The 19629-nt window shown below is 59.8% G+C and carries 17 protein-coding genes; 8 read left to right on the top strand and 9 right to left on the bottom strand.

Features of this window, described 5'->3' with window-relative positions:
• The first annotated feature begins 13 nt into the window (after positions 1-13).
• Positions 14-1642, top strand: coding sequence for a CTP synthase (gene pyrG, locus NKH71_RS25825; protein WP_352448839.1), 1629 nt, complete (start codon positions 14-16; stop codon positions 1640-1642).
• Positions 1643-1653: 11 nt separating this feature from the next.
• The gene (locus NKH71_RS25820) at positions 1654-2193 is read left to right on the top strand and encodes a DUF1697 domain-containing protein (RefSeq protein WP_023717705.1); all 540 of its coding nucleotides are present in this window, start codon (positions 1654-1656) and stop codon (positions 2191-2193) included.
• Between the two features lie 30 nt (positions 2194-2223).
• Here the strand turns inward: NKH71_RS25820 and NKH71_RS25815 are convergent, their stop codons facing one another.
• The 5 genes from NKH71_RS25815 to NKH71_RS25795 form a co-directional block, all read right to left on the bottom strand.
• Entirely contained in the window at positions 2224-3681 is a 1458-nt protein-coding gene (locus NKH71_RS25815) for an NCS1 family nucleobase:cation symporter-1 (RefSeq protein ID WP_352482653.1), read from the bottom strand.
• A gap of 128 nt (positions 3682-3809) precedes the next feature.
• Positions 3810-4652: a trehalose-phosphatase gene (gene otsB, locus NKH71_RS25810; RefSeq protein WP_023717704.1), complete on the bottom strand. Its 843-nt coding sequence runs from the start codon at positions 4650-4652 to the stop codon at positions 3810-3812.
• On the bottom strand, positions 4649-6430 hold the full coding sequence (locus tag NKH71_RS25805) for an alpha,alpha-trehalose-phosphate synthase (UDP-forming) (protein ID WP_352482652.1): 1782 nt from the start codon (positions 6428-6430) through the stop codon (positions 4649-4651). Before NKH71_RS25805 ends, otsB begins: the two co-directional genes overlap by 4 nt.
• 175 nt (positions 6431-6605) lie before the next feature.
• A complete protein-coding gene (locus tag NKH71_RS25800) occupies positions 6606-8768 on the bottom strand; it encodes an amylo-alpha-1,6-glucosidase (RefSeq protein ID WP_352494610.1) in 2163 nt (720 codons plus the stop codon).
• A 48-nt stretch (positions 8769-8816) separates the two neighbouring features.
• Positions 8817-9878: a glycosyltransferase family 4 protein gene (locus NKH71_RS25795; RefSeq protein ID WP_352494611.1), complete on the bottom strand. Its 1062-nt coding sequence runs from the start codon at positions 9876-9878 to the stop codon at positions 8817-8819.
• Positions 9879-9968: 90 nt separating this feature from the next.
• Between NKH71_RS25795 and NKH71_RS25790 the strand changes: the two genes are divergently transcribed.
• Positions 9969-10400, top strand: a complete 432-nt coding sequence (locus NKH71_RS25790) for a DUF982 domain-containing protein (RefSeq protein WP_502900417.1) — start codon at positions 9969-9971, stop codon at positions 10398-10400.
• A gap of 36 nt (positions 10401-10436) precedes the next feature.
• On the opposite strand, the gene NKH71_RS25785 is transcribed toward NKH71_RS25790, so the two are convergent.
• A complete protein-coding gene (locus NKH71_RS25785; protein WP_352895410.1) occupies positions 10437-11750 on the bottom strand; it encodes a methyltransferase family protein in 1314 nt (437 codons plus the stop codon).
• Positions 11751-11782: 32 nt separating this feature from the next.
• Between NKH71_RS25785 and NKH71_RS25780 the strand changes: the two genes are divergently transcribed.
• The 5 genes from NKH71_RS25780 to NKH71_RS25760 all read left to right on the top strand — a co-directional run bounded on the left by NKH71_RS25780 (position 11783) and on the right by NKH71_RS25760 (position 14978).
• A complete protein-coding gene (locus tag NKH71_RS25780; protein ID WP_352895409.1) occupies positions 11783-12184 on the top strand; it encodes a hypothetical protein in 402 nt (133 codons plus the stop codon).
• Positions 12185-12619: 435 nt separating this feature from the next.
• Positions 12620-12781: a hypothetical protein gene (locus NKH71_RS25775; RefSeq protein WP_023717698.1), complete on the top strand. Its 162-nt coding sequence runs from the start codon at positions 12620-12622 to the stop codon at positions 12779-12781.
• 266 nt (positions 12782-13047) lie between these two features.
• Positions 13048-13272, top strand: coding sequence for a hypothetical protein (locus NKH71_RS25770; RefSeq protein WP_023717697.1), 225 nt, complete (start codon positions 13048-13050; stop codon positions 13270-13272).
• A 37-nt stretch (positions 13273-13309) separates the two neighbouring features.
• Positions 13310-13564 carry a DUF6894 family protein gene (locus NKH71_RS33510; RefSeq protein WP_023717696.1) on the top strand — a complete coding sequence of 85 codons (255 nt, stop codon included), beginning with the start codon at positions 13310-13312 and terminating at the stop codon, positions 13562-13564.
• A 676-nt stretch (positions 13565-14240) separates the two neighbouring features.
• Positions 14241-14978 (top strand): TylF/MycF/NovP-related O-methyltransferase, encoded by a 738-nt coding sequence (locus NKH71_RS25760; protein ID WP_352790180.1) that lies wholly within the window; start codon positions 14241-14243, stop codon positions 14976-14978.
• 83 nt (positions 14979-15061) lie between these two features.
• Here NKH71_RS25760 and NKH71_RS25755 read toward each other — a convergent pair whose 3' ends face one another.
• From NKH71_RS25755 to NKH71_RS25745, 3 genes are all read right to left on the bottom strand, one after another.
• The gene (locus NKH71_RS25755) at positions 15062-15997 is read right to left on the bottom strand and encodes a GSCFA domain-containing protein (RefSeq protein ID WP_352895408.1); all 936 of its coding nucleotides are present in this window, start codon (positions 15995-15997) and stop codon (positions 15062-15064) included.
• Between the two features lie 589 nt (positions 15998-16586).
• Complete coding sequence (locus NKH71_RS25750; RefSeq protein ID WP_352895407.1) at positions 16587-17399, bottom strand: SGNH/GDSL hydrolase family protein; 813 nt, start codon at positions 17397-17399, stop codon at positions 16587-16589.
• 282 nt (positions 17400-17681) lie between these two features.
• Positions 17682-19520 carry a carbamoyltransferase family protein gene (locus tag NKH71_RS25745; RefSeq protein ID WP_352494617.1) on the bottom strand — a complete coding sequence of 613 codons (1839 nt, stop codon included), beginning with the start codon at positions 19518-19520 and terminating at the stop codon, positions 17682-17684.
• Positions 19521-19629: the final 109 nt, after the last annotated feature.

Here is a 19629-nt window from a genome sequence, read left to right as displayed (position 1 = left end):
AGCGATGACTCCCATGGCGCGATATGTATTCATCACAGGCGGCGTGGTTTCCTCACTTGGAAAAGGCATTGCTGCAGCGGCCCTTGGGGCTCTCTTGCAGGCGCGAGGCTATCGCGCACGCATCAAAAAGCTCGATCCCTATCTCAATGTCGATCCCGGCACGATGTCGCCCTACCAGCACGGCGAAGTCTTCGTGACCGATGATGGGGCCGAGACCGATCTCGATCTTGGCCACTATGAACGCTTCACCGGCCGCTCGGCCAACCAGCAGGACAACATCACCACCGGCCGCATCTACAAGAACATCATCGAGCGTGAGCGGCGCGGCGACTATCTCGGCGCCACCGTGCAGGTCATTCCGCACGTCACCGACGAGATCAAGAACTTCGTCCTCAACGGCAATGACGACTACGATTTCGTTCTGTGCGAGATCGGTGGCACCGTCGGCGACATCGAGGCGATGCCGTTCCTGGAGGCGATCCGCCAGCTCGGTAACGACCTGCCGCGCAACAACGCCGTCTACGTCCACCTGACCTTGATGCCTTACATTCCGACGGCGGGCGAACTGAAGACCAAGCCGACACAGCATTCGGTCAAGGAGTTGCGCGGCATCGGCATTGCGCCTGATATCCTGCTGGTCCGCGCCGACCGGCCGATCCCCAAGGAAGAGCGCAGAAAACTGTCGCTGTTCTGCAACGTGCGAGAAAGCGCCGTCATCCAGGCGCTCGACGTGCCGCATATCTACGACGTGCCGATGGCCTATCACAATGAAGGGCTGGATTCGGAAGTGCTGGCCGCCTTCGGCATCGATCCGGCGCCGAAGCCGCGCATGGAACGATGGCAAGCGGTGTCCAACCGCATCCACAATCCGGAAGGCGAGGTGACTATCGCCGTCGTCGGAAAATATACCGGCCTCAAGGATGCCTACAAATCGCTGATCGAGGCGCTGTCGCATGGCGGCCTCGCCAACCGGGTCAAGGTCAAGCTCGACTGGATCGAAAGCGAGATATTCGAGAAGGAAGACCCGGCGCCGTGGCTGGAAAAGGTCCATGGCATTCTCGTCCCCGGCGGTTTTGGCGAGCGCGGCTCGGAGGGCAAGATCCTGGCGGCGAAGTTCGCGCGCGAGCGCAAGGTGCCGTATTTCGGCATCTGCTTCGGCATGCAGATGGCCTGCATCGAGGCGGCTCGTTCGCTGGCCGGCGTCGAGCACGCATCATCGACCGAGTTCGGTCCAACCGAGGAGCCGGTCGTCGGCTTGATGACCGAATGGCTGAAGGGCAACATGCTGGAAAAGCGCAGGGAAACCGGCGACCTCGGCGGCACCATGCGGCTCGGTGCCTACCAGGCCGACCTCGCCAAGGGATCGAAGATCGCCGAGATCTATGGCGATACGCAGATTTCCGAACGCCATCGCCACCGCTATGAGGTCAATGTCGACTACAAGGAGCGGCTCGAGGATTGCGGCCTGGTGTTTGCCGGCATGTCGCCGGATGGCGTGCTGCCGGAAACGGTCGAATATCCCGACCATCCCTGGTTCATCGGCGTGCAGTATCATCCCGAGTTGAAAAGCCGGCCGCTCGATCCGCACCCGCTGTTTGCCAGCTTCATCGAGGCGGCGGTAGAGCAGTCGCGGCTGGTCTAGATTAGCCGCCGATGCGAACTTACGTCGCGCTGCTCTACAGCATCATCCTGGGCGAGGGGCGGCGGGTCGTCATGTCCGATCTCAAGGCGATGGCCGAAGGCCTGGGCCTGAACAACCCGCGCACACTGGTGGCGACCGGCAATCTGGTCTTCGAGGCGCAGGAGACAGAACTCGCGGCGTTGGAGCAGCGGCTGGAGGCGGCGTTCGCAAAGACTTTTGGCCGCCATGTCGACATCATCGTGCGCCGCGCCGACGGCTGGCTGAGGCTGGCGGCCGGCAATCCGTTCCCAGCCGAATCGGCTAAAGCCGCGGACCAGGTGGCGGTGCGCGTGATGCGGGCGCCTGTTTCCCCCGATGCGGTCTCTGCGCTGCAGGCCTATATCGGCAGGAATGAAAAGCTGCAGGCGGTCGGCGGCGACATCTGGATCGTCTTTTCGCGCGAGACGCCGAGTTCGCGGCTGCTTGCGGCGGTGAGCCACAAACGCCTCGGCATCGGCACGTCGCGCAACTGGAACACCGTGCGCCGCCTGGCCGAGATGGTCGCAGAATGAACGGGGCGGCTTGCGCCGCCCCGAATCCGTTTAGGCCTTGGCCATCTTGGCCCAGGCGCCGAGTGCCATCGTACGCAGCACGTAATAGATGACGCCGGCAATTGCCACGCCGAAAAACCAGCCATAGACGCCCCACCAGGACGGCAGCAGGCCGGTGAAGTTGGGCAGGATCGACGAGAAGACCGCGCCAATACCGGCGGCGATGAAGGCATTGACATGCCAGCCGCCCTGGAAGCGGAATTCGCCATTCTCCCTGTAGAGCGCCTCGACATCGACCTCGCCCTTCCGGATCAGGTAGTAGTCGACCATCATCACGCCGAAGATCGGCCCCATCGTCGCGCCAATGATGTTGACGAAGGAGGCGGCACTGCCTTCCCAGGGCGCGAAGGGATAGAGCACCAGCGCGATCAGCGCCGCGATGTAGCCGCCCTTCTTGAAGTCGATCTGACGTGGAAAGACGTTGGAGAAGTCGAAGGCCGGCGACACGAAGTTTGCCACCACATTGATGCCAAGCGTCGCTACGGCAAAGGTCAGGGCCGCGAGCGCCGCCAGGAACCAGCTGTCGAATTTCGCCGAGATCTGGTCAGGATGCAGCAGCACCTCGCCATAGACGTCGAAGGCGGCGATCGTGGTGACGCCGGCGACCAGCGAGAACAGGATGAGATTGACCGGCAGGCCCCAGATGTTGCCCTTGCGCAGCGATGCCTTGTCCGGCGCATAACGGGCGAAATCGCAGAAGTTGAGGTAGAGCGCTGAGAAATAGGTCACCCAGATCGCCGCCACAGCAAACAGCGAGGTCCAGGAGCCCGGCGTGCCCGGCACGCCCGCGTCCTTGGTCTTTTCCAGCAGCACATCCATCGGGATGTCGCTGGTGAAGGCGAAGGTGCCTGCCTTGATGCAAAGATAGATCGCCAGGATCAGCATCATCACCCACACCGCCGGTCCGGCCCAATCCTGGAAGCGGCGCACCGTTTCCATGCCCCTCTGGATGATCAGGAGCTGCAGCGCCCAGATGACGGCGAAGCAGATCACCTCGAGCCCGGAGTGGCCGAGGAAATGTGTGCTCTGGTTGAAGTCGGCGAACCATTGCGAGCGGATCAGCAGGGCTACGATCGCGCCGGAGGCCGCCGCCGTCTGCGCGCCGTACCAGAAGCAGGCGACGATGGCACGCACCAGCGCCGGTATGTTGGCGCCCCAGATGCCGAAGGAGGCGCGCGCCAGGACCGGGTAGGGCACCCCGGTCTTCACGCCGGCATAGCCGACCATGTTCATCAACGCATAGATGATCAGCGAACCGATACCGATGGCGATGATGAAGTTGACGAAGCCGCCGCAGAACAGGAACAGGCTGGCAGCGAGATAGTAGCCCCACAGGCTGTGGACGTCCGACGTCCAGACGTTGAAGATCGAGAACGGTCCCCAGTTTCGAACCTTCGCCGGAGCGAGATCCTCATTGTACAGGTCCGGTGATGCGCCTTGTATGGTCATAGAGATGTCCTCCCCTTGTTACCGCACGCGCCTCCACGCGTGGCACGCAGGTTAAGCCTGACGCAGGGGAACCGGCAAGCAGACGATCTGCCGGCTTTGGGCTTAAAGATATTCAATGAGAAACGCGCTTATCGACCGGACGCTGCCGTGGCTGCGATATTGAGCTTCGCCCTTGATTCGGTCTCTGCCTTGTTGTCGGCCGGTCGAGCACCGGAGACCGGCGAGACTTCGAAATTGGCCCCGAGCCAGGCTATTGCGCCGGTCACGCCATCGAGGACATAGGTTGCGGCCGTCGGTCCGTTCGGCTTCACGCGGATCGAGATGCCGCCAATTTCGTTGATGGCCTCGAAACCGTGTTCGTCCGATGTGTCGTCTCCGAGGAATATCGGCCGCCGGCCGACAAAGGGCGGAATGTCCATGAAACGCCGGATGGCAGCACCTTTGACGGCTTCCAGAGGCATGAGCTCGACGCCGGCGTTTCCGGGAAGCACCCGATAACCCTTCGGAAGCCGGGCCAATGCCTGTTCGATCAACTGGATTGCCGGCGCAAGCAGTTGCGGCGCTGCTCTTGTATGGACGGCAAGGACCGGACCCTTGCGCTCGACATAGACCTTGCCGCTGCCCAATTCGGCCTCGATCTCGTCGGCAAGGGCGGCGATGTCGGCAGGCGCGTCGGCGGCATCGATCGGACCCGTCGGCGTCAGCCGGTGCTCCAGCCCATAGAGGCCGGCGATCCTCAGCTTCAGCGGGTGGAACAGCTTGTCCACAGCGGGGATCGAGCGGCCGGTGATGAAGGCGACCGCACCATCCAGCCGCTGCTCGATGTGCCCAAGCAGATTGCGCAATTCCTCGCCGACCGACACCGCGTCGGGATGGGCAGCGTGTTCCAGCAGGGTTCCGTCGATGTCAAGGAAGAGCGCCCATTGCCCTTCTGGCAGGTCCGGCGCCGGCGGTTGTTCAAAGCTTTTCACGACGCTGCCTTCCGTGCCCGCTCGAACATCGAGATGACGTTGTTGGTGTTCGACGGCGGGCGCTCGCCAGTTCCGGTCACCCTGTCGAGATCGCCGCGTTTGCGCAGGCGCGCGGCATCCAGCAACATGCTGCCGGCCCAGCGGTAGACATTATTGTCGCGGACCATCTCGCGCATCGGCCGCAAACGCTCGCGCTGCTCTTCCGGCGTCATCGTCAGCGCCTGCAACAGCGCCTCGCTCATCATGGCTGCATCGTAGGGGTTGACGATCAGTGCCTCCAGCAATTCGCGCGAGGCGCCGGCGAAGGTGCTGAGCAAAAGCACGCCCTGTTCGTCGTCGCGCGCCGCGACGAATTCCTTGGCGACAAGGTTCATGCCGTCATGCAGGCTGGTGACCATGCAGATGTCGGCGGCGCGATAGACCTCGTAGACCTGCTCCTGCCGATGATGTTCGGCGACCATCAGGATAGGGCTGTATGTCTCGCTGCCATAGCGCCGGTTGAGCTCCTCGGCACAGCGGCGGCATTCGTCATGGAGTTGCTGGTAGGCCGGCAATGTCCCCCGGCTCGGCGCCGCGATCTGCAGGAAAACCACCTTGCCTATCCATTCGGGATATCTGGTGAACAATTCGTCCAAGGCATGGAAGCGATCGAGAATGCCTTTCGTGTAGTCGAGGCGCTCGACGCCAACGCATAGTTTGGTCTCCGCAGACAGGCCGAATCTATCGCGGACACGGGCGCGGCACTCCTCGACAGACGGCAAACTTGCCAGCAATTGGGCCGGCCATTCTATGGAAATGGGATAGGCGTGGACCAACGTGGTCTGTCCGCCATAGGAGATCGCCGCGTCGGCCCGTTCTATGCGGCTCTCCAGAAAGCGGTCGACACTTTCGGTGAAGTTGTTGGCATGGAACTGGGTATGAAAGCCGATGATCGAACTGCCGAGCAATCCCTCCAGGATCCGCTCACGCCACGGACAGATGCTGAACACTTCCGAATTGGGCCAGGGGATGTGCCAGAAGGTGATGATGATGGCGTCCGGCAGGCGCTGGCGGATCATGCGCGGCAGCAGCGCGAAGTGGTAGTCCTGCACCAGCACGATCGGCCGCTCGTTGCGTGCTTCGGCAACCACCGTATCGGCGAACTTGCGGTTGACGGCCTCGTAGGCGTCCCAGTCCGAGGCGCGAAAGATCGGGCGGGTGAAGGCGATATGGCAAAGCGGCCATAGGCCCTCATTGGCGAAGCCCAGATAATAGCCCTGATATTCCTCCTCCGTCAGCCAGACCCTGCGCAGCGTGTAGGACGGATTGCCTGGCGGCACTTGCACCCGGTCGTCCTTGTCGACCGTGAGACGGTCTGCCGTTCCGCCGCCATAGGCGATCCAGGTTCCGGCACAGGCGCGAGTGATGGGCTCGAGTGCCGAAACCAGCCCGCTGGCCGGCACCAGAAGTTGGACCCCGTCATCCTTGATGTTGTGGATGTAAGGTTCGCGGTTGGACACGACGATGACCTGTGCGTCCGGCAGGTCGTCGGCCAGGATCTTACGCAATGTGTCGGGCGACCATGTGACCAGCGCCGCGTCGGCCGACTGGCCGTTCTTTTCGAACTCGCGCAGCACCTTGCGTGCCGCTTCCGATGCGACATCCTCGCTCGGCGTGTATGCGGCCGCCGTTGCGCGGCCGCGGCGCTGGCGGGATATCGATAGGAGAATGGCAAAAGCGGAAAAGCCAAAACTTGCAATCAGCAAAACCCAGAGCAGGTCTACAGTATAATCTGACATGGAATGTGATCTCGCCTCCGGCCGCCGATAGCCGTTTTTATTGGTTTTTCTGGTTCGCTGCCGTGCGACAACAACAGTTCCCACGCCGCCCGTTTTTGCAACGCACAAAGAGGCTATCGGTTCCGGACGATTGCGGTGCCGCGCGTCGTTTTCGATGCGCCGCTGCGAGGCGGCGTCAGGTGCGCACGATGAGCGGTACCATCCCCTCATACCGATCGGCGAGAAAGGCGACGACCCGATCGCCGACACGCTGGAATGTGAGGTCGACCACCGCCGAGCCGACACCCAGATGCCGCAGTGTCAGCGTGTCGATGCCGATCGGCAGCCTCGGGCGGGTGACCCGGATTTCACCGTCCCAGCCATCGATTTCCAGGCCAAGGCAGGCCTGCATCAACATGAAGGCCGATCCCGCCGACCAGGCCTGCGGCAGGCACGCGACGGGATAGGCGATCGGCGCTTCGCCCGGCGACCTGGTAAAACCGCAGAACAGTTCCGGCAGCCGCATGTTGAAATGGACAGCCGACTCGAACGTGCCGCTCATCAGCCGCACCACGCTGTCGCGTACGCCATAACGTGCCAGGCCGGCACCGCACATGGCAGTGTCGTGCGGCCAGATCGAACCGTTGTGGTAAGACATGGGATTGAAGAATATCGCATCGTCGGCCAGCGTCCTGACGCCCCAACCCGAGTGGAACGACGCCGAGAGCAGCTGATCGGCGACCAACTGCGCCCGTTCCGGCTCGGGCAGCCCGACATAGAGGAGATGGCCGGCATTCGACGTCCGTACCTTGCAGACCTCGCCGGCACCGTCGATCGCCATGGCGTAGAAATTGAGATCGTCCATCCAGAAATGGCGTTCGACCGCGGTGCGCGTGGTTTCGGCGCGTTCGTCCCAATGATCGGCCTTGTCGTCCTCGCCACGGCGGCGGGCGAGCGCTGCCAGCCCACGGAACGCGGCAAAGACATAGCCTTGCACCTCCACCAGGGCGATCGGCCCCTTGGGCATGCGGCCATCGGCATGGAAGACCGAATCGAAGCTGTCTTTCCAGCCCTGGTTGGCGAGGCCGGACTCGGCGCCGCGCTGATAGGTAACGAACCCGGTCGCGCGGCTTATCTCTTCGGTCCATTCGGCCGCAGCACAGAGCGATGGCCACAGGCTGTCGATGAACGCCATGTCGCCGGTACGATCCGCATAGGCACAAGCGAGATGAATGTAGAGCGGCGTGGTGTCGACACCGCCGTAATAGCGGCCAAACGGGAGCTCCCGCAGTGCCGCCATCTCGCCCTTGCGGGTCTCGTGCATGATCTTGCCCGGCTGCGAATCGCTGAACGGCGACGTTTCGGTTGCCTGATGCTGGGCGAGAAAGGCGAGCACGCCGCGCGCCAGCCCGGGATTCAACCACAGCATCTGCAGTGCGGAGATCACCCCGTCGCGGCCAAACGCCGTCGAGAACCAGGGTATGCCGGCATAGGGGTAAGGTCCGGTTGCAAGCTCGGTGGTCAGCAACGCCACGTCCGCGCGCGCGCGCTCGATCCAGTCGTTGAAGACGCGGCCAGAGCTGTGCACCGTCGCGCCGTGGCGGCGTTTGGCGCGCATGCCGAAGCGAGCGCGGGCGGCGGCAGCCCGAAAACGGTCGCGGTCGGGTGTCTCCGCCACTTCCGGGCCGACTTCGATATAGAGGACCTCGCTGCTGCGCTTAGTCACCGCAATCAGGAAATCCGCACGGTTGGTGGTCAAATTGTCCGGGGCTTGCGAGAACGAGATCGCCGACAGGCGCACAAGCTGGTCCAGCCCGTCATATCGAAGCACCACGGACGTCGGACTGGTCTCGGCGGCATGGGCTATCCCGCGCTTGGGCCGGGTCGAGCCGCGCACCTCGAACATGTCACGGAAATCTGCTGCGAAATGCAAGGAAACCCGAATGGCCGACGATTCCTGGCTGTAGTTGGAAAGGGTGATGCGCTCGAACAGCCGGTCCTGCCAAAGCAGCCTGACGCGTTCTATGTGGATCGCGCCCTGCGGAATATCCCGGCCACCGACACTCTGAATCGGCAGATTGGTCAGGTTCGAGGTGAAAAGCACATTGTCCTGGCTGAGCGATGCGCCGAGCAGCGACATTTGCCGGCCACCGACCGTCAACCGAAATTCCGAAAGCACACGCGTGTCGTCTCGGAAAAAGCCGTCGCCGGCGCCGCGGATGTCGCCATAGGCGTCGGCCACCGCGAAGCAGTCGCCTTGCTTGAGGGCGAACAGCCGGTGCGGCTCCCGAGGCGCGACCTCGTCGAGAGAGGCAAGGGCTACGGCGGGATCAAGCTTACGCTCGTCGAGTTGATTCATTCGTCACAAACTCTGTCGTTTCGTTCTCAACTTCCACAATGACGCCGATCAGGACGCTCTCGCTTCACCGGGAGCACCGATCAGGTGCGCATAGGCTGCCACATAGTCGTGGGCCATTCTCGTGGCAGAAAAACGGTTCTCGAATACGGCTCTCACCTGACGCCTGTCGAGGCGTAGCAATTCCGGTATCGAGGCGACCGCAGCGTCGACTGTATCGACAAGGAAACCGGTCACGCCGTGGTCGATGATCTCCGGCAGGGCACCGCAATTCCAGGCGATTACCGGCGTGCCGCAGGCCATCGCCTCTATCGCGGCAAGGCCGAACGGCTCCGGCCAATCGATCGGAAACAGCAGGCCGGCCGCCTTGCCGAGGAATTCCGCCTTTCTGTCCTCTTCGATCTCGCCGATATAATCGACACGGTCGCCGTCGATCAGCGGCTCGACCGTGTCGTGGAAAAACGCGCGGTCGTCATCGCCAATCTTTGCCGCAAGCTTCAGTTTCAGCCCGGAGCGCAAGGCGATCTCGATGGCACGATCGGGGCGCTTGTCGCGCGACAGCCGGCCCAGGAAGGCCAGATACGGCTCGTCCGCATCCGTCTCGAAAGTCGGCTCGTAGATATCGATCGGCAGCCCGTGATGGATGGTCGCCAGCCAATTGGCCTTGGCGAGTCCGGCTCTCTGGCTGCGGGAAATCGAGATCATCGGAAAGCGCGGAAAACGTTCGTAGGCCGGCGCCAGATCGACATAGTCGAGCCTGCCATGCGGTGTTGTCACCGTCCGGTCGGGCATGTGTTCGAAGAAAGGAAAATGCAGGAAGTGGCTGAGATGGAAGTGGATGACGTCGAACTGCTGCGCACGGTTCCTCACCTCGGCAAGCATAGAGAGATGTGCCGCGGTTTCGGATTTGTGGGGGCGCGGATCGAGACGCAGCGCACGCTCGCGACACGCCACCAATTTCGCCGACGTTTTGGTATCGCCGCTGGCGAACAGGGTCACGTCATGGCCAAGCTCGACCAATCCTTCGGTCAGATAGGAGACGATGCGCTCCGTCCCTCCATAGAACCGGGGTGGCACGGATTCATGGAGCGGCGCCACATGGGCTAATCTCATGTTTTGGCATTTCCCTCAAAAAGACTGCTCGTGGGATCGAAATGCATCAGTCGCGCTAACGTTCCCGTACAACGGCAAGATGTCGCGCAATTGGGACTGCCGGAGCTTGCCGTCCAGCCAACATTTTTCATGGCAAGCCTCTTTTGCCGGGAACCAAAGGGCCAGTTCGCGAGTTTAGTGGGGTTCGATCGCACGCATCCGGTCGACGGGGAGGAAATGATGGACCGCTTGCAATTCTTTTCGCCCGTGCGGATTTTGCGCGGACAGGGACAGCCTGTGGAGGAAATCGACAGCGTTGCCGAAGCGATGGCATTCCTGCGAAAATGGCCGGCCGGGCGGCGCGGGCCGGTTTACCAATGTGCGGTGAATTGCTGTGCTGCGGCCATGGCCGGCCGGATGTCGGCCGAGGAAGCGAGAAAGGCTTTTGCCGGCTTCGCCCGGATCACCCGCCTGCTCGAGGGCGATAGGCCGTTGCCGGTGAGCGGCGAGGATCGGCATCGCGCGGATGCGCTGCGACGATAGCGCCAGCTGCCGCTAACCCTCAAAACAAGATATCATTCAGCCGGAACGCCCGATCGGCGACCGACTCGCTTTCGCGAACAGTCGTTTGAACTGGGCTACAGCACCGTTCTCGGCGATGTAATCGCAATAGGCGGCATAATCGGGGTCGCGTGACAGATGGCGTTCCTCGGTGATGGCGCGAAGTGCATAGACGGCGTTGAGCCCGAGCAGGATGGCGGAGTGCCGCAGCGCTTCAGCGGGTCCCGTGGCGGTGAGGAAAGGGACGGAGACCAGCCACCAGGAGAGGTTTTTCGAAACATAGGCGGGGTGCTTGATCCAGCGATACGGTCCGCAGGTGATGATTCCGCGGTTGGTGAGATTGGAAAATCTCAGGCCAAAGCTCACGGTGGACCAGACAAAAATCAAGACGCAGAAGACGATCGCCGATCCCCAGAAAACCTGGAGCGCCGGTGTGGGCATCACCGCCGTCCAGTTGACGCCCGTTTCGTAATTCAGGTAGGCATGGGTGGCGGCATTCATGGGTTCATAACAGGCAAGACAAACCAGCCAGCCGAACACAGTGGGCTCGACGGTGCGGATATGGTTGTCGAGGACGCGCAGCGTGAAAATGTAGCCGACGACCGCGACAAGGACATCCACCATGAACAGGAGATCGATTGCAAAAGCGTGCCAGCGCATGATGTCGAATTGATACGGTTGTTCCAGTCCGGCCAGGATCGAACCTAGCGCGGAGCACAGATAGACGAACATCAGCGGCAGGAAGAAGCCTTTGACGATCCAGCCCCGCACATGCTGGCGTATCTGCTCAGTCCTTTGCGGCACGGCGCCGCCGAGGACGAATGCACCGATTTCGGCATATGAATCTTCCGGATCGGTTTGCCGGCGATCGACATAAGCAACATAAAACGGCGCGGCGACGAGCAGCGCCGGCAAGGTGTCGTAGAGAGCTGCCCAGTAGGGGGCGTAAAACTCACGCCGGTATTCCGGCAATATCCAGTAGACTGCGGCAATCGTCGTGAGCGTGACGATGAAGCCGATGAGTTTGCGCATGACGCGCTCGACTTCAAGCGCTCGCATCGGCTTTGCCTGCAATCCCGTTGAACGCCTTCGAAACGTCTGGAAATAGGCCGTGTCGACCGCGATCATCGCTGCCGCGGTAGCTGCAATGACAGTCATGGCCTGCAAATGCACAGGCCAGCTTCTGTCGACGAGCACCCCGACGGCCAGCGCAAGACCAAGCAGTCCTGCAAGGCCGGTGAGGGGCGCGGTCGCGGATTTCGGTTGGAGCGTCAAGCTACTACTCCCGTTGTCGTGAGGGTTTGATCGTCGTGGGCGGCCGGCGCGGGTCACGTGGTGTGCCCACCCGCCGCCGCTGGAGCCACTTGAGCAGCTGCTACACTCCACCGCTGCCGTTGGATCCGCCGCTGCTTGTTCCGTCATTGCCGCCGCTTGAACCACTGCTGCCACTCGAACCGCTGCTGCCGCTTGAACCACTGGTGCCGCTCGACCCGCTGCTGCCGCTTGAATCACTGGTGCCGCTCGAGCCGCTGCTGCCGCTTGAACCACCGCTGCCGCTTGAACCACTGGTGCCGCTCGAGCCGCTGCTGCCACTCGAACCACTGCTGCCACTCGAACCACTGCTGCCGCTTGAGCTGCTGGTGCCGCTCGAACCACTGCTGCCGCTTGAGCTGCTGGTGCCGCTCGAACCACTACTGCCGCCTGAACTGCTGGTGCCGCTCGAACCGCCGATGGGCCCCTTGTTGGCGTTGCGCGGGGAGGGATAGTTGTTAGCGCCCTCGCTTACATTTTCGCAGGTGCACTTGCGCTGATATTTGGTGCCGAAAGCACTGCGTTCATTGCTCGCCTTCTGGCAGACCACCCTATGGCAAATCAAAGTCGCTTCGGTTGTCTCGGGGGTAAGGCCTGTGATGACTATTGCGGTTGTCGTGGCCGCCATGCCCATGATTGTGAACCGGAGTAAATTCCGAAAATTTTGCATAGATACCTCGCTTTCTGACGCCTCGCTTCTCGGGCTTTCGCCCAAGCTTCCTCATTGTCGAGCGGGTGTTTGCAACAAGGCCGCATACGGATCGCTTACGCCTCAGCGGTCGGGCTCAGGGGCGGCGTAAAAACGTTGGACAAAGCGCAGACAATGGTGCCGCATTGCGGTATTTCGATCAGAAAAAGACCAAAGATGCGCTTTTCGGGGGAAACAGATAATGTCGAAACGGCTTAGACTGGTGTTGGGAACGGCCGGCGCAATTGCCGTCGCCATCGTCTGGGGGATCATCGCCACGTCGATGGGGCTGCCATCGATCCTGATAACCGTAGGAGCGGTCGCGATCGGCGCCGGCATCTACAGCTATCAAAGCCGGAGCTGATCCGGCATCCGGCGACGGCGGCTTAGCCAAAAAATCACACAGTCCCGGACTGCCCGCGGCAATGTTCAGTGTACGAAAATTACCAACGGCAGCGTCCTGTGGAACGTGTGGCCTCTCGAAGCTATTGTGGTGGCGGTCCGAGACACCCCCGCCTCGGGCCGTTGGCTCACCCAGCCGAGTGGTCCGCTGCTACCCAATGGCGGCGGACCGTTCACCCGCAAGACGGACCCCGGAAGACGGACATTGTGCCGAATCGAGGGAGAACCATGGTCGTTGACGAGATTGCAGCGCGGCGCCTGAAAATTCTGATCGAGCAATATATCGAGACCAGGAAGAGGCGCCACGATGAGGTTTCTACCGCAGCGGCTGAGATCGCCATCAGGGCTGTCATGCCGAATTGCCCGGTCTCCGGAAAAGCCTTGGACGACATGATTGCGGCATGTGCGTTCGAACATGGGCTGGGGGTGCTGTTCGATCGACCTGACGCATGAAGGCTAAAATTAGATAAACCGACCAACCGGAACCGGCATGCCGAGATATTTTTTTCACTTCCGAAACAATGACGGCCGCTTGACGGAAGATTTCGAGGGTCAGGAGTTGGACGGTTTGTCCGCGGCTCAGGATAACGCCATGGCTTCGGCCAAGGAAATCCTGGCCGAGGGCCTGCTCAGCGGCAGCCCGGTCCTGACAGGTCTTTCCTTCGAAATCTGCGACGAGAACCGGAAGCTGCTATTCCGATTTCCCTTCTCGGAAGCTGCCGAAAAGGCTGGCACTCGACCGTGATTGGCCAAAGGCCCGCAATGCGGGCGAGCTTTGTCGAGCCTGGCTGAAAAACCGCATGTCGCGGCAGGCGGTCGTTGGCGCAAATCAGCACCATAAGCAAATTAGTAGCATAGCTGCCGGCACAAAGCAAGAACAAACATGGCTTGCCTTGCCGACAGGGGAACTATTTATGCTCCCGTTTGTCGGCCCAGGGCTACCGTAGCGTTCCAGGATCTCGAGGGCAGGGGACTGACCAAGGCGAGCGCGGCGAGACTGATCCGCGATCGCGACGGCCTGATCTCCCTGGTCGCCGAGTTGGGCTCTCTGACGCTCCAGGCGCGACGAGGGCGCCTGACACTTTCGACGCACATCTGCTGCGGGCATTGCCCTGCTGTGCGCAAATATGTGATGAGGAGGTGCCGCGCCATCGTTGCGGCGCGCAGATTAAGCCGGGCAGTGTGCTAACTTCCGCTGGCAATCGACCAATTTCCGGACCGGCCTGGTACGTGACCGTGATCTTGAGTCGCAGTGCATGGGAGTTCCATTCCCGATCTTGGCTTATTACGTGCACCGGAAGCGCTTCGTTGCGGGATAAGGCCATGTCCTTCAGTCGGAACTCGACGTCATTTCGCGTCTGATGACGGCAGAGTTTCTCTCTGCCGTCATCAGAACACATACCGAATGCTGGAGGATACAGGTGAAATTGAGAGACGCGGCACTTGCTGTTTTTTCAAACAAACGCCGAGGCGTGGCTTGGTATAAGATCGCACAGAAGAAGGCGGACAGATACGGCTTCTATGTCTATTCCAGCCATATGGTCTGGAAGGACCAGCCATTTTTCCGCAAGGCACTGCAGCGGGTCAAAAACATCCGCGGGATTCCAGATCCGCGAGCTTTTGTCCTGCAAAGCTGCCTACGATCGATCGAGCGGATCGACGGCGATGTGGCCGAATGCGGCGTAAGGCAAGGCCGGTCGACGATATTCATGCTGATGAGCGATCTTCGGCCACGGCACTATCACCTTTTCGACTCGTTCGCCGGCCTCTCGGAACCGACCGCAGAGGATCGCAAGCGAAACGGCCAAACGCCGTGGAAGTCCGGCGATCTCAGCACTGACGAGAGGGTAGCCAGAGAGAATATTTCGGACTTCGGCAACACAACTTTTCATGTGGGATGGATACCGGAAACTTTTCCCAGCGTAGCCGACCGGCGTTTCGCCCTGGTCCATATTGACGTCGATCTATACGAGCCGACGCGTGACGCGCTTGCCTTCTTCTACGATCGGGTGTGCGCACATGGCATCATCATATGCGATGACTACGGCTCCGCGCTCTGTCCTGGAGCCCGAAAGGCCTTTGACCAATTCTTCGAAAACCGCCCGGAAGGCATTATCGAACTTCCAACGGGGCAGGCGATTGTCATAAAGGCAGGCTAGTCCTGAATGGTTGCGGCGGCTCTCCATCGGATGAAGCGAGGACGTCGCCGAAAGCCATGATGGAAATCGGCAGGGCACGGGTATCAATTCTCGCTTGATGGCACCTGAGACGGAGCAAAATAGGCATTGAAGAACTGCTCAACGATCTCGTCGAGGACTGAGTTCTTTACGTGCCGCAAGTCCTCTCTGTAGCTACGAGCAAGGCCCCCATAGGTGACAAGCTCGAACGAGGGAAGATAATGGACATTGTCCCGTTCCCGGCAGACTTGACCAAGCACGGCGCGAAGAACGGACTTGCCTTCAGTGCTCGCGGTGACGACATCCGCGTCCTGAAATGTGCGCGCCAATGCAACCGGTGAGACCGTGAGAATTATCGGCGCATCGGGTTTGCGTTCACGGACCATGTCCACGGCAGCCATCACGTTGGCGTAGTTTTCCTGAAAGCTGCTGACGTGAAGCGTTGTTTCCTGCATTCCGCCGCCGCCGAGATAGAGCGGCTTCTGCGCTGCTGCTTTGCCACTGGCCTTGTTGATGAAGACCTCGGTCATTCCAAAGGTGAATATGAATGCCGTGGCGGCATCGAAGCCAGCCCGCATCTCCCGGTTTACGCTCCCGATCACCTCTTTGAGAACTTCCGGAGATTTGGCGAAAATACCGCGCCGATACGGGTCCTGAAAGCTGGCCGAGCCCCAAGGGACGCGTTTCTTGACCTGCCACCAGTCGTCGTCTGCCTGATCCCACACGCCAAGCATTTGCTCGAGCTGGAGGCGAACAGTGAAAGTGTTGTAGAAGTTCATATGTTCCTGCCGAGGCAGCTCATCTACAATGGCCTCCGCGGGGTCGAAGCTGATATTTCCGTAGGACGGGACGCATGCGATGCGTCTGTTTGTCAACGCGCGTCGAATTTCCTGCGCAAAGCAACTCCCCATCGTGAAGAATATATCGTCAGAAGTTAATACGGGGTTTTTGCGTATAGTAATGGCGCCAGAGCTTACAAAGTCGCCATACTTCGCGTTCAATTTATCCGACGCCGTCAGACGGACGGGTTTGGCGTATCCGAGTCGATTGCGTATCCGAAGGTACCTTCGTTTAACTCGCTCCAGAAATGGCACAGTCGCTCCATAGTGGTCACAGCTGGCCCCAACCGCAATGCCGGACATGTAGTCCGCTTCGCGGCTAGCTGCAATCAGAAGGATTCAAGATTGACTATTCGAACGACGTCAGACCTCAGATGCGGTTCTTTTGGCGCATGTTGTCGCGGCGCAGTCTGGTCCCGCTTCACGCTTCATTGAGGCGTCTGTCGGGCTGTCCGCTGACCCCGACAGTTGTGCAGAAATCGCCTTTGGTGGATCGGCAACGCAACATGAGCCGCGCCCTTGGGACCGGGGGATCTCTCTCGCGCACGTCTGGCGTAACCCAAGCCAGACCGAGGGATTAGGGCCTACCAGAGAGGGTAATTGTCCTCCGGCTCAGCTTCCTCGTCAGCTTTTCCTCGTTTTTTTATGACCATCCGCACCAATGCTATTGCGGCTACAACCAGCAAAGCAGCGGATGTCCAAAAAAATATACTATTCATGGAAAACATTCATAGTTTTTCTCTCGTATACGTCAGTATATTAGAGGTTTCTCTTTGGAAAAGTTCAGAAGACCCTGTTCCATAATCGCGTTGGCAACAATCCTGGCAGCGGAATCCGCTCCCTTCTCGGTGAAATGCACCTCGTCGTAATAATTTCTATCCAAAGTCTCGCTGCGTTGGCAAAGGTAAGGCAACGATCCATGGAGATCAACGACCGAGGTGCCGGTTCGCTTGGCTATGTCTTCCACAATGCGTCTGTGTTCCCAAACCGCGTTTGCAGCGGGATCGTTTGGGTCTTCCTGCCGATAATTGGGGTTTACGAAGAGAACCGAGGCTCCGGCTGCCTTTGCGAGGACGACCAGTGCACTAAAGTTCGCACGAAACGCGTCTGGTGGATTGTGCGCAATGTGCTTCGAATTTCGACGTCCATCGCCTCGACGTCGAACAATGTTCCCGACATACGCGGTCGCCAGATTTTGCCGTCTTTTGAACCAACCCGAAAGCCCGCCACCTGACGGTGGCTCGAACCAGGAGCAGGAATACTGGTTGTAGTCTCGAGACAGTCCGTCCAGTCGGCGAGGATGAACATCATTGTGGGTATAGTAGTATACGATAAGATTAGGTGACAATGGTGCTACGTGGAAAAGAAGTCTCAAAACGTTCTCGACCGAGGTATATCCGCCAACTCCTGCGTTGACGATGTCAATTTCGACTCCCGGTTTCAGATCCCTCAGGTATTCGCCCAGCCGGTGCGGATAAGTACGGCTATCGTCTTCTATTCCGGTACAATAAGTAGACGATTCTCCCATACAGACAACTCTTAGACATTGCTCCGGCTTCGGCATGGCGGTTTCCGGGCCCCGGAAGCCCAGGCTATTGTGTCTCGATCTGCCGTTGCCCGAGTGCCACACAGGATTCAGCTCATATAAGGTATAGGGGTTTGGCCGAACCAAAGGTGTCGGGCAACCAGCCCATTTGGCAATCAAGCCTGGGAAACCGATCTGGAGCAGCGCCCTATCGCCTAGAAGCATAATGAGGCCTTTGCGCAAAGTGCGCCGCGCTCTCCAAAGTTGCTTTTTAACCACGTTCATCTCGACACCATGTAGCAACGCCTTTCGTGCGCGTGCTCAATCGGGCTCAAACTCACCGCGGTAGTCCATTGCGAGGGCGGAATCCTGCTTCGGCTTATGGAGAACGCAGTTACCAGCCACCAGCACGTCCAGATCCGTTCCCATGAAGCAGCGAAAAGCATCCGTCGGGGAACATACGATCGGCTCGCTGCGCACATTGAAACTGGTGTTCACCAAGACAGGACAGCCGGTAAGCGCTTCAAACCGGGTGATCAACGCGTGGTATAGCGGGTTGGTCTCGACGTGCACCGTCTGAATCCTGGCCGAATAGTCGACATGCGTGACGGCAGGAATCTCGGACCGACGGACGTTCAGCTTGTCTATTCCGAACATAGCGGCCTCGGATGCAGTCATCGCGCGGTGACGGCTCTGCTTAACCGGAGCAACGAGGAGCATATAAGGCGATTCACCCTCCAGATCGAACCAGTCCGACACATGTGCCGACAGGACTGAGGGGGCGAACGGACGAAAACTCTCGCGAAACTTGACCTTGAGATTGAGCGTCTTCTGCATATGGTCCGACCGCGGATCTGCAAGGATGGATCTGTTGCCAAGCGCCCGTGGTCCGAATTCCATCCTGCCCTGGAACCACCCCACCGCCTTGCCGTCGGCCAGCGCCGCAGCCGTGGCATCGATCAGTTGGTCGGTTGGCATGACTTCGAAAACGGCTTTGGCTCGGCTGAGTTGCGCTTCGATCTCGCTCTGACCGAATTCCGGACCGAGATAACTCCCTTTCATGGAATCTTGCTTGGCTATAACCCGCTCACCGCCGAGTTTAAGATGCCAGGCGGCGAGTGCGGCCCCAAGCGAGCCTCCGGCATCGCCGGCTGCGGGCTGAACCCAGATTCTCTTGAAGGCACCATCTCTGAGCACTTTGCCGTTCGCCACGCAGTTAAGCGCCACACCGCCGGCCATGCACAGATTGGGAATTGCAAAATCTCGTGCCAAGCTGCGGGTCAGCCGAAGAACGATCTCATCGGCGACGCCTTGGATGGACGCGGCAACGTCCATGTGAAAATCAGTTAACGGATCGGTATCAGGGCGCCTTACCGGCTGTCCGAAGAGGCTGGCGAACCGTGCGTTCGTCATTTTCAGTCCAGTGGCATACGCGAAATAGCTTTGGTCGAGACGGAAGGTTCCGTCCTCCTTCAGGTCGACCAGCTTTTCCAGGATCAGCGATTTGAACCGAGGCACACCATAGGGGGCCAGCCCCATCACCTTGTATTCGCCACTGTTTATCTTGAAGCCGAGATAATAACAGAACGCTGCGTATAGAAGCCCGAGCGAATGCGGAAACCGCAATTCCCGCACGACATCGAGAGTTGCGCCCCTGCCGATCGCAACTGTCGTGGTTGCTTTCTCGCCAACGCCGTCGAGAGTCAAAACCACAGCTTCGTTAAAGGGCGACGGGAAAAACGCGCTGGCCGCGTGGCTCACGTGGTGTTCGGAAAAAAGGATCCGGGATGGATCCTTGAAGCCGCGGTCGATTCTGCGGAGTTCGTCGAAAATGATCCTCTTCTGAAATAATTTTCCCGTCAGCCAAGCGGGCATCGCCTTTCGGAATGAATCGAATCCGCTAGGAGCGGCGTCGAGATAGGTTTCAAGCAGACGCGAAAATTTTAGCAGCGGCTTTTCATAGAATACGACGTAGTCCACATCCTTCAGCAAGACACCGCCGGTCTGCAAAACGGACCGAATGGCGTTTGAGGGGAAGCGTTCGTCGGCTTTTCGACGGGTGAACCGCTCCTCCTGGGCCGCCGAAATGATGGCGCCGTCGACGACGAGGGAGGCCGCGCTGTCGTGGTAGAAAGCCGATATGCCCAATATATTGGTCATAATTGTCTTCAAAACTGATTGGTCATCGAGTTCAAATCGTTCTTGGTTCTTCGTTCAATCCAAAATGTATCATTGGAATGCGTTCTTTGGAGCCGTCGGCAGATCACTC

Origin of the sequence: Mesorhizobium sp. M0983 (assembly GCF_040318975.1) — a bacterium.
GTDB lineage: Bacteria > Pseudomonadota > Alphaproteobacteria > Rhizobiales > Rhizobiaceae > Mesorhizobium.
The sequence above is the reverse complement of the archived record's forward strand: the minus strand, read 5'-3'. Positions and strand labels throughout refer to the sequence as shown.

What these genes read in the sequence shown, in the direction of transcription:
- pyrG (WP_352448839.1), top strand. Translation starts at nt 14, where the DNA reads ATGGCGCGATATGTATTCATCACAGGCGGCGTGGTTTCCTCACTTGGA.
- NKH71_RS25820 (WP_023717705.1), top strand. Translation starts at nt 1,654, where the DNA reads ATGCGAACTTACGTCGCGCTGCTCTACAGCATCATCCTGGGCGAGGGG.
- NKH71_RS25815 (WP_352482653.1), bottom strand. Translation starts at nt 3,681, where the DNA reads ATGACCATACAAGGCGCATCACCGGACCTGTACAATGAGGATCTCGCT.
- NKH71_RS25805 (WP_352482652.1), bottom strand. Translation starts at nt 6,430, where the DNA reads ATGTCAGATTATACTGTAGACCTGCTCTGGGTTTTGCTGATTGCAAGT.
- NKH71_RS25800 (WP_352494610.1), bottom strand. Translation starts at nt 8,768, where the DNA reads ATGAATCAACTCGACGAGCGTAAGCTTGATCCCGCCGTAGCCCTTGCC.
- NKH71_RS25795 (WP_352494611.1), bottom strand. Translation starts at nt 9,878, where the DNA reads ATGAGATTAGCCCATGTGGCGCCGCTCCATGAATCCGTGCCACCCCGG.
- NKH71_RS25775 (WP_023717698.1), top strand. Translation starts at nt 12,620, where the DNA reads ATGTCGAAACGGCTTAGACTGGTGTTGGGAACGGCCGGCGCAATTGCC.
- NKH71_RS25770 (WP_023717697.1), top strand. Translation starts at nt 13,048, where the DNA reads ATGGTCGTTGACGAGATTGCAGCGCGGCGCCTGAAAATTCTGATCGAG.
- NKH71_RS33510 (WP_023717696.1), top strand. Translation starts at nt 13,310, where the DNA reads ATGCCGAGATATTTTTTTCACTTCCGAAACAATGACGGCCGCTTGACG.
- NKH71_RS25750 (WP_352895407.1), bottom strand. Translation starts at nt 17,399, where the DNA reads ATGCCGAAGCCGGAGCAATGTCTAAGAGTTGTCTGTATGGGAGAATCG.
- NKH71_RS25745 (WP_352494617.1), bottom strand. Translation starts at nt 19,520, where the DNA reads ATGACCAATATATTGGGCATATCGGCTTTCTACCACGACAGCGCGGCC.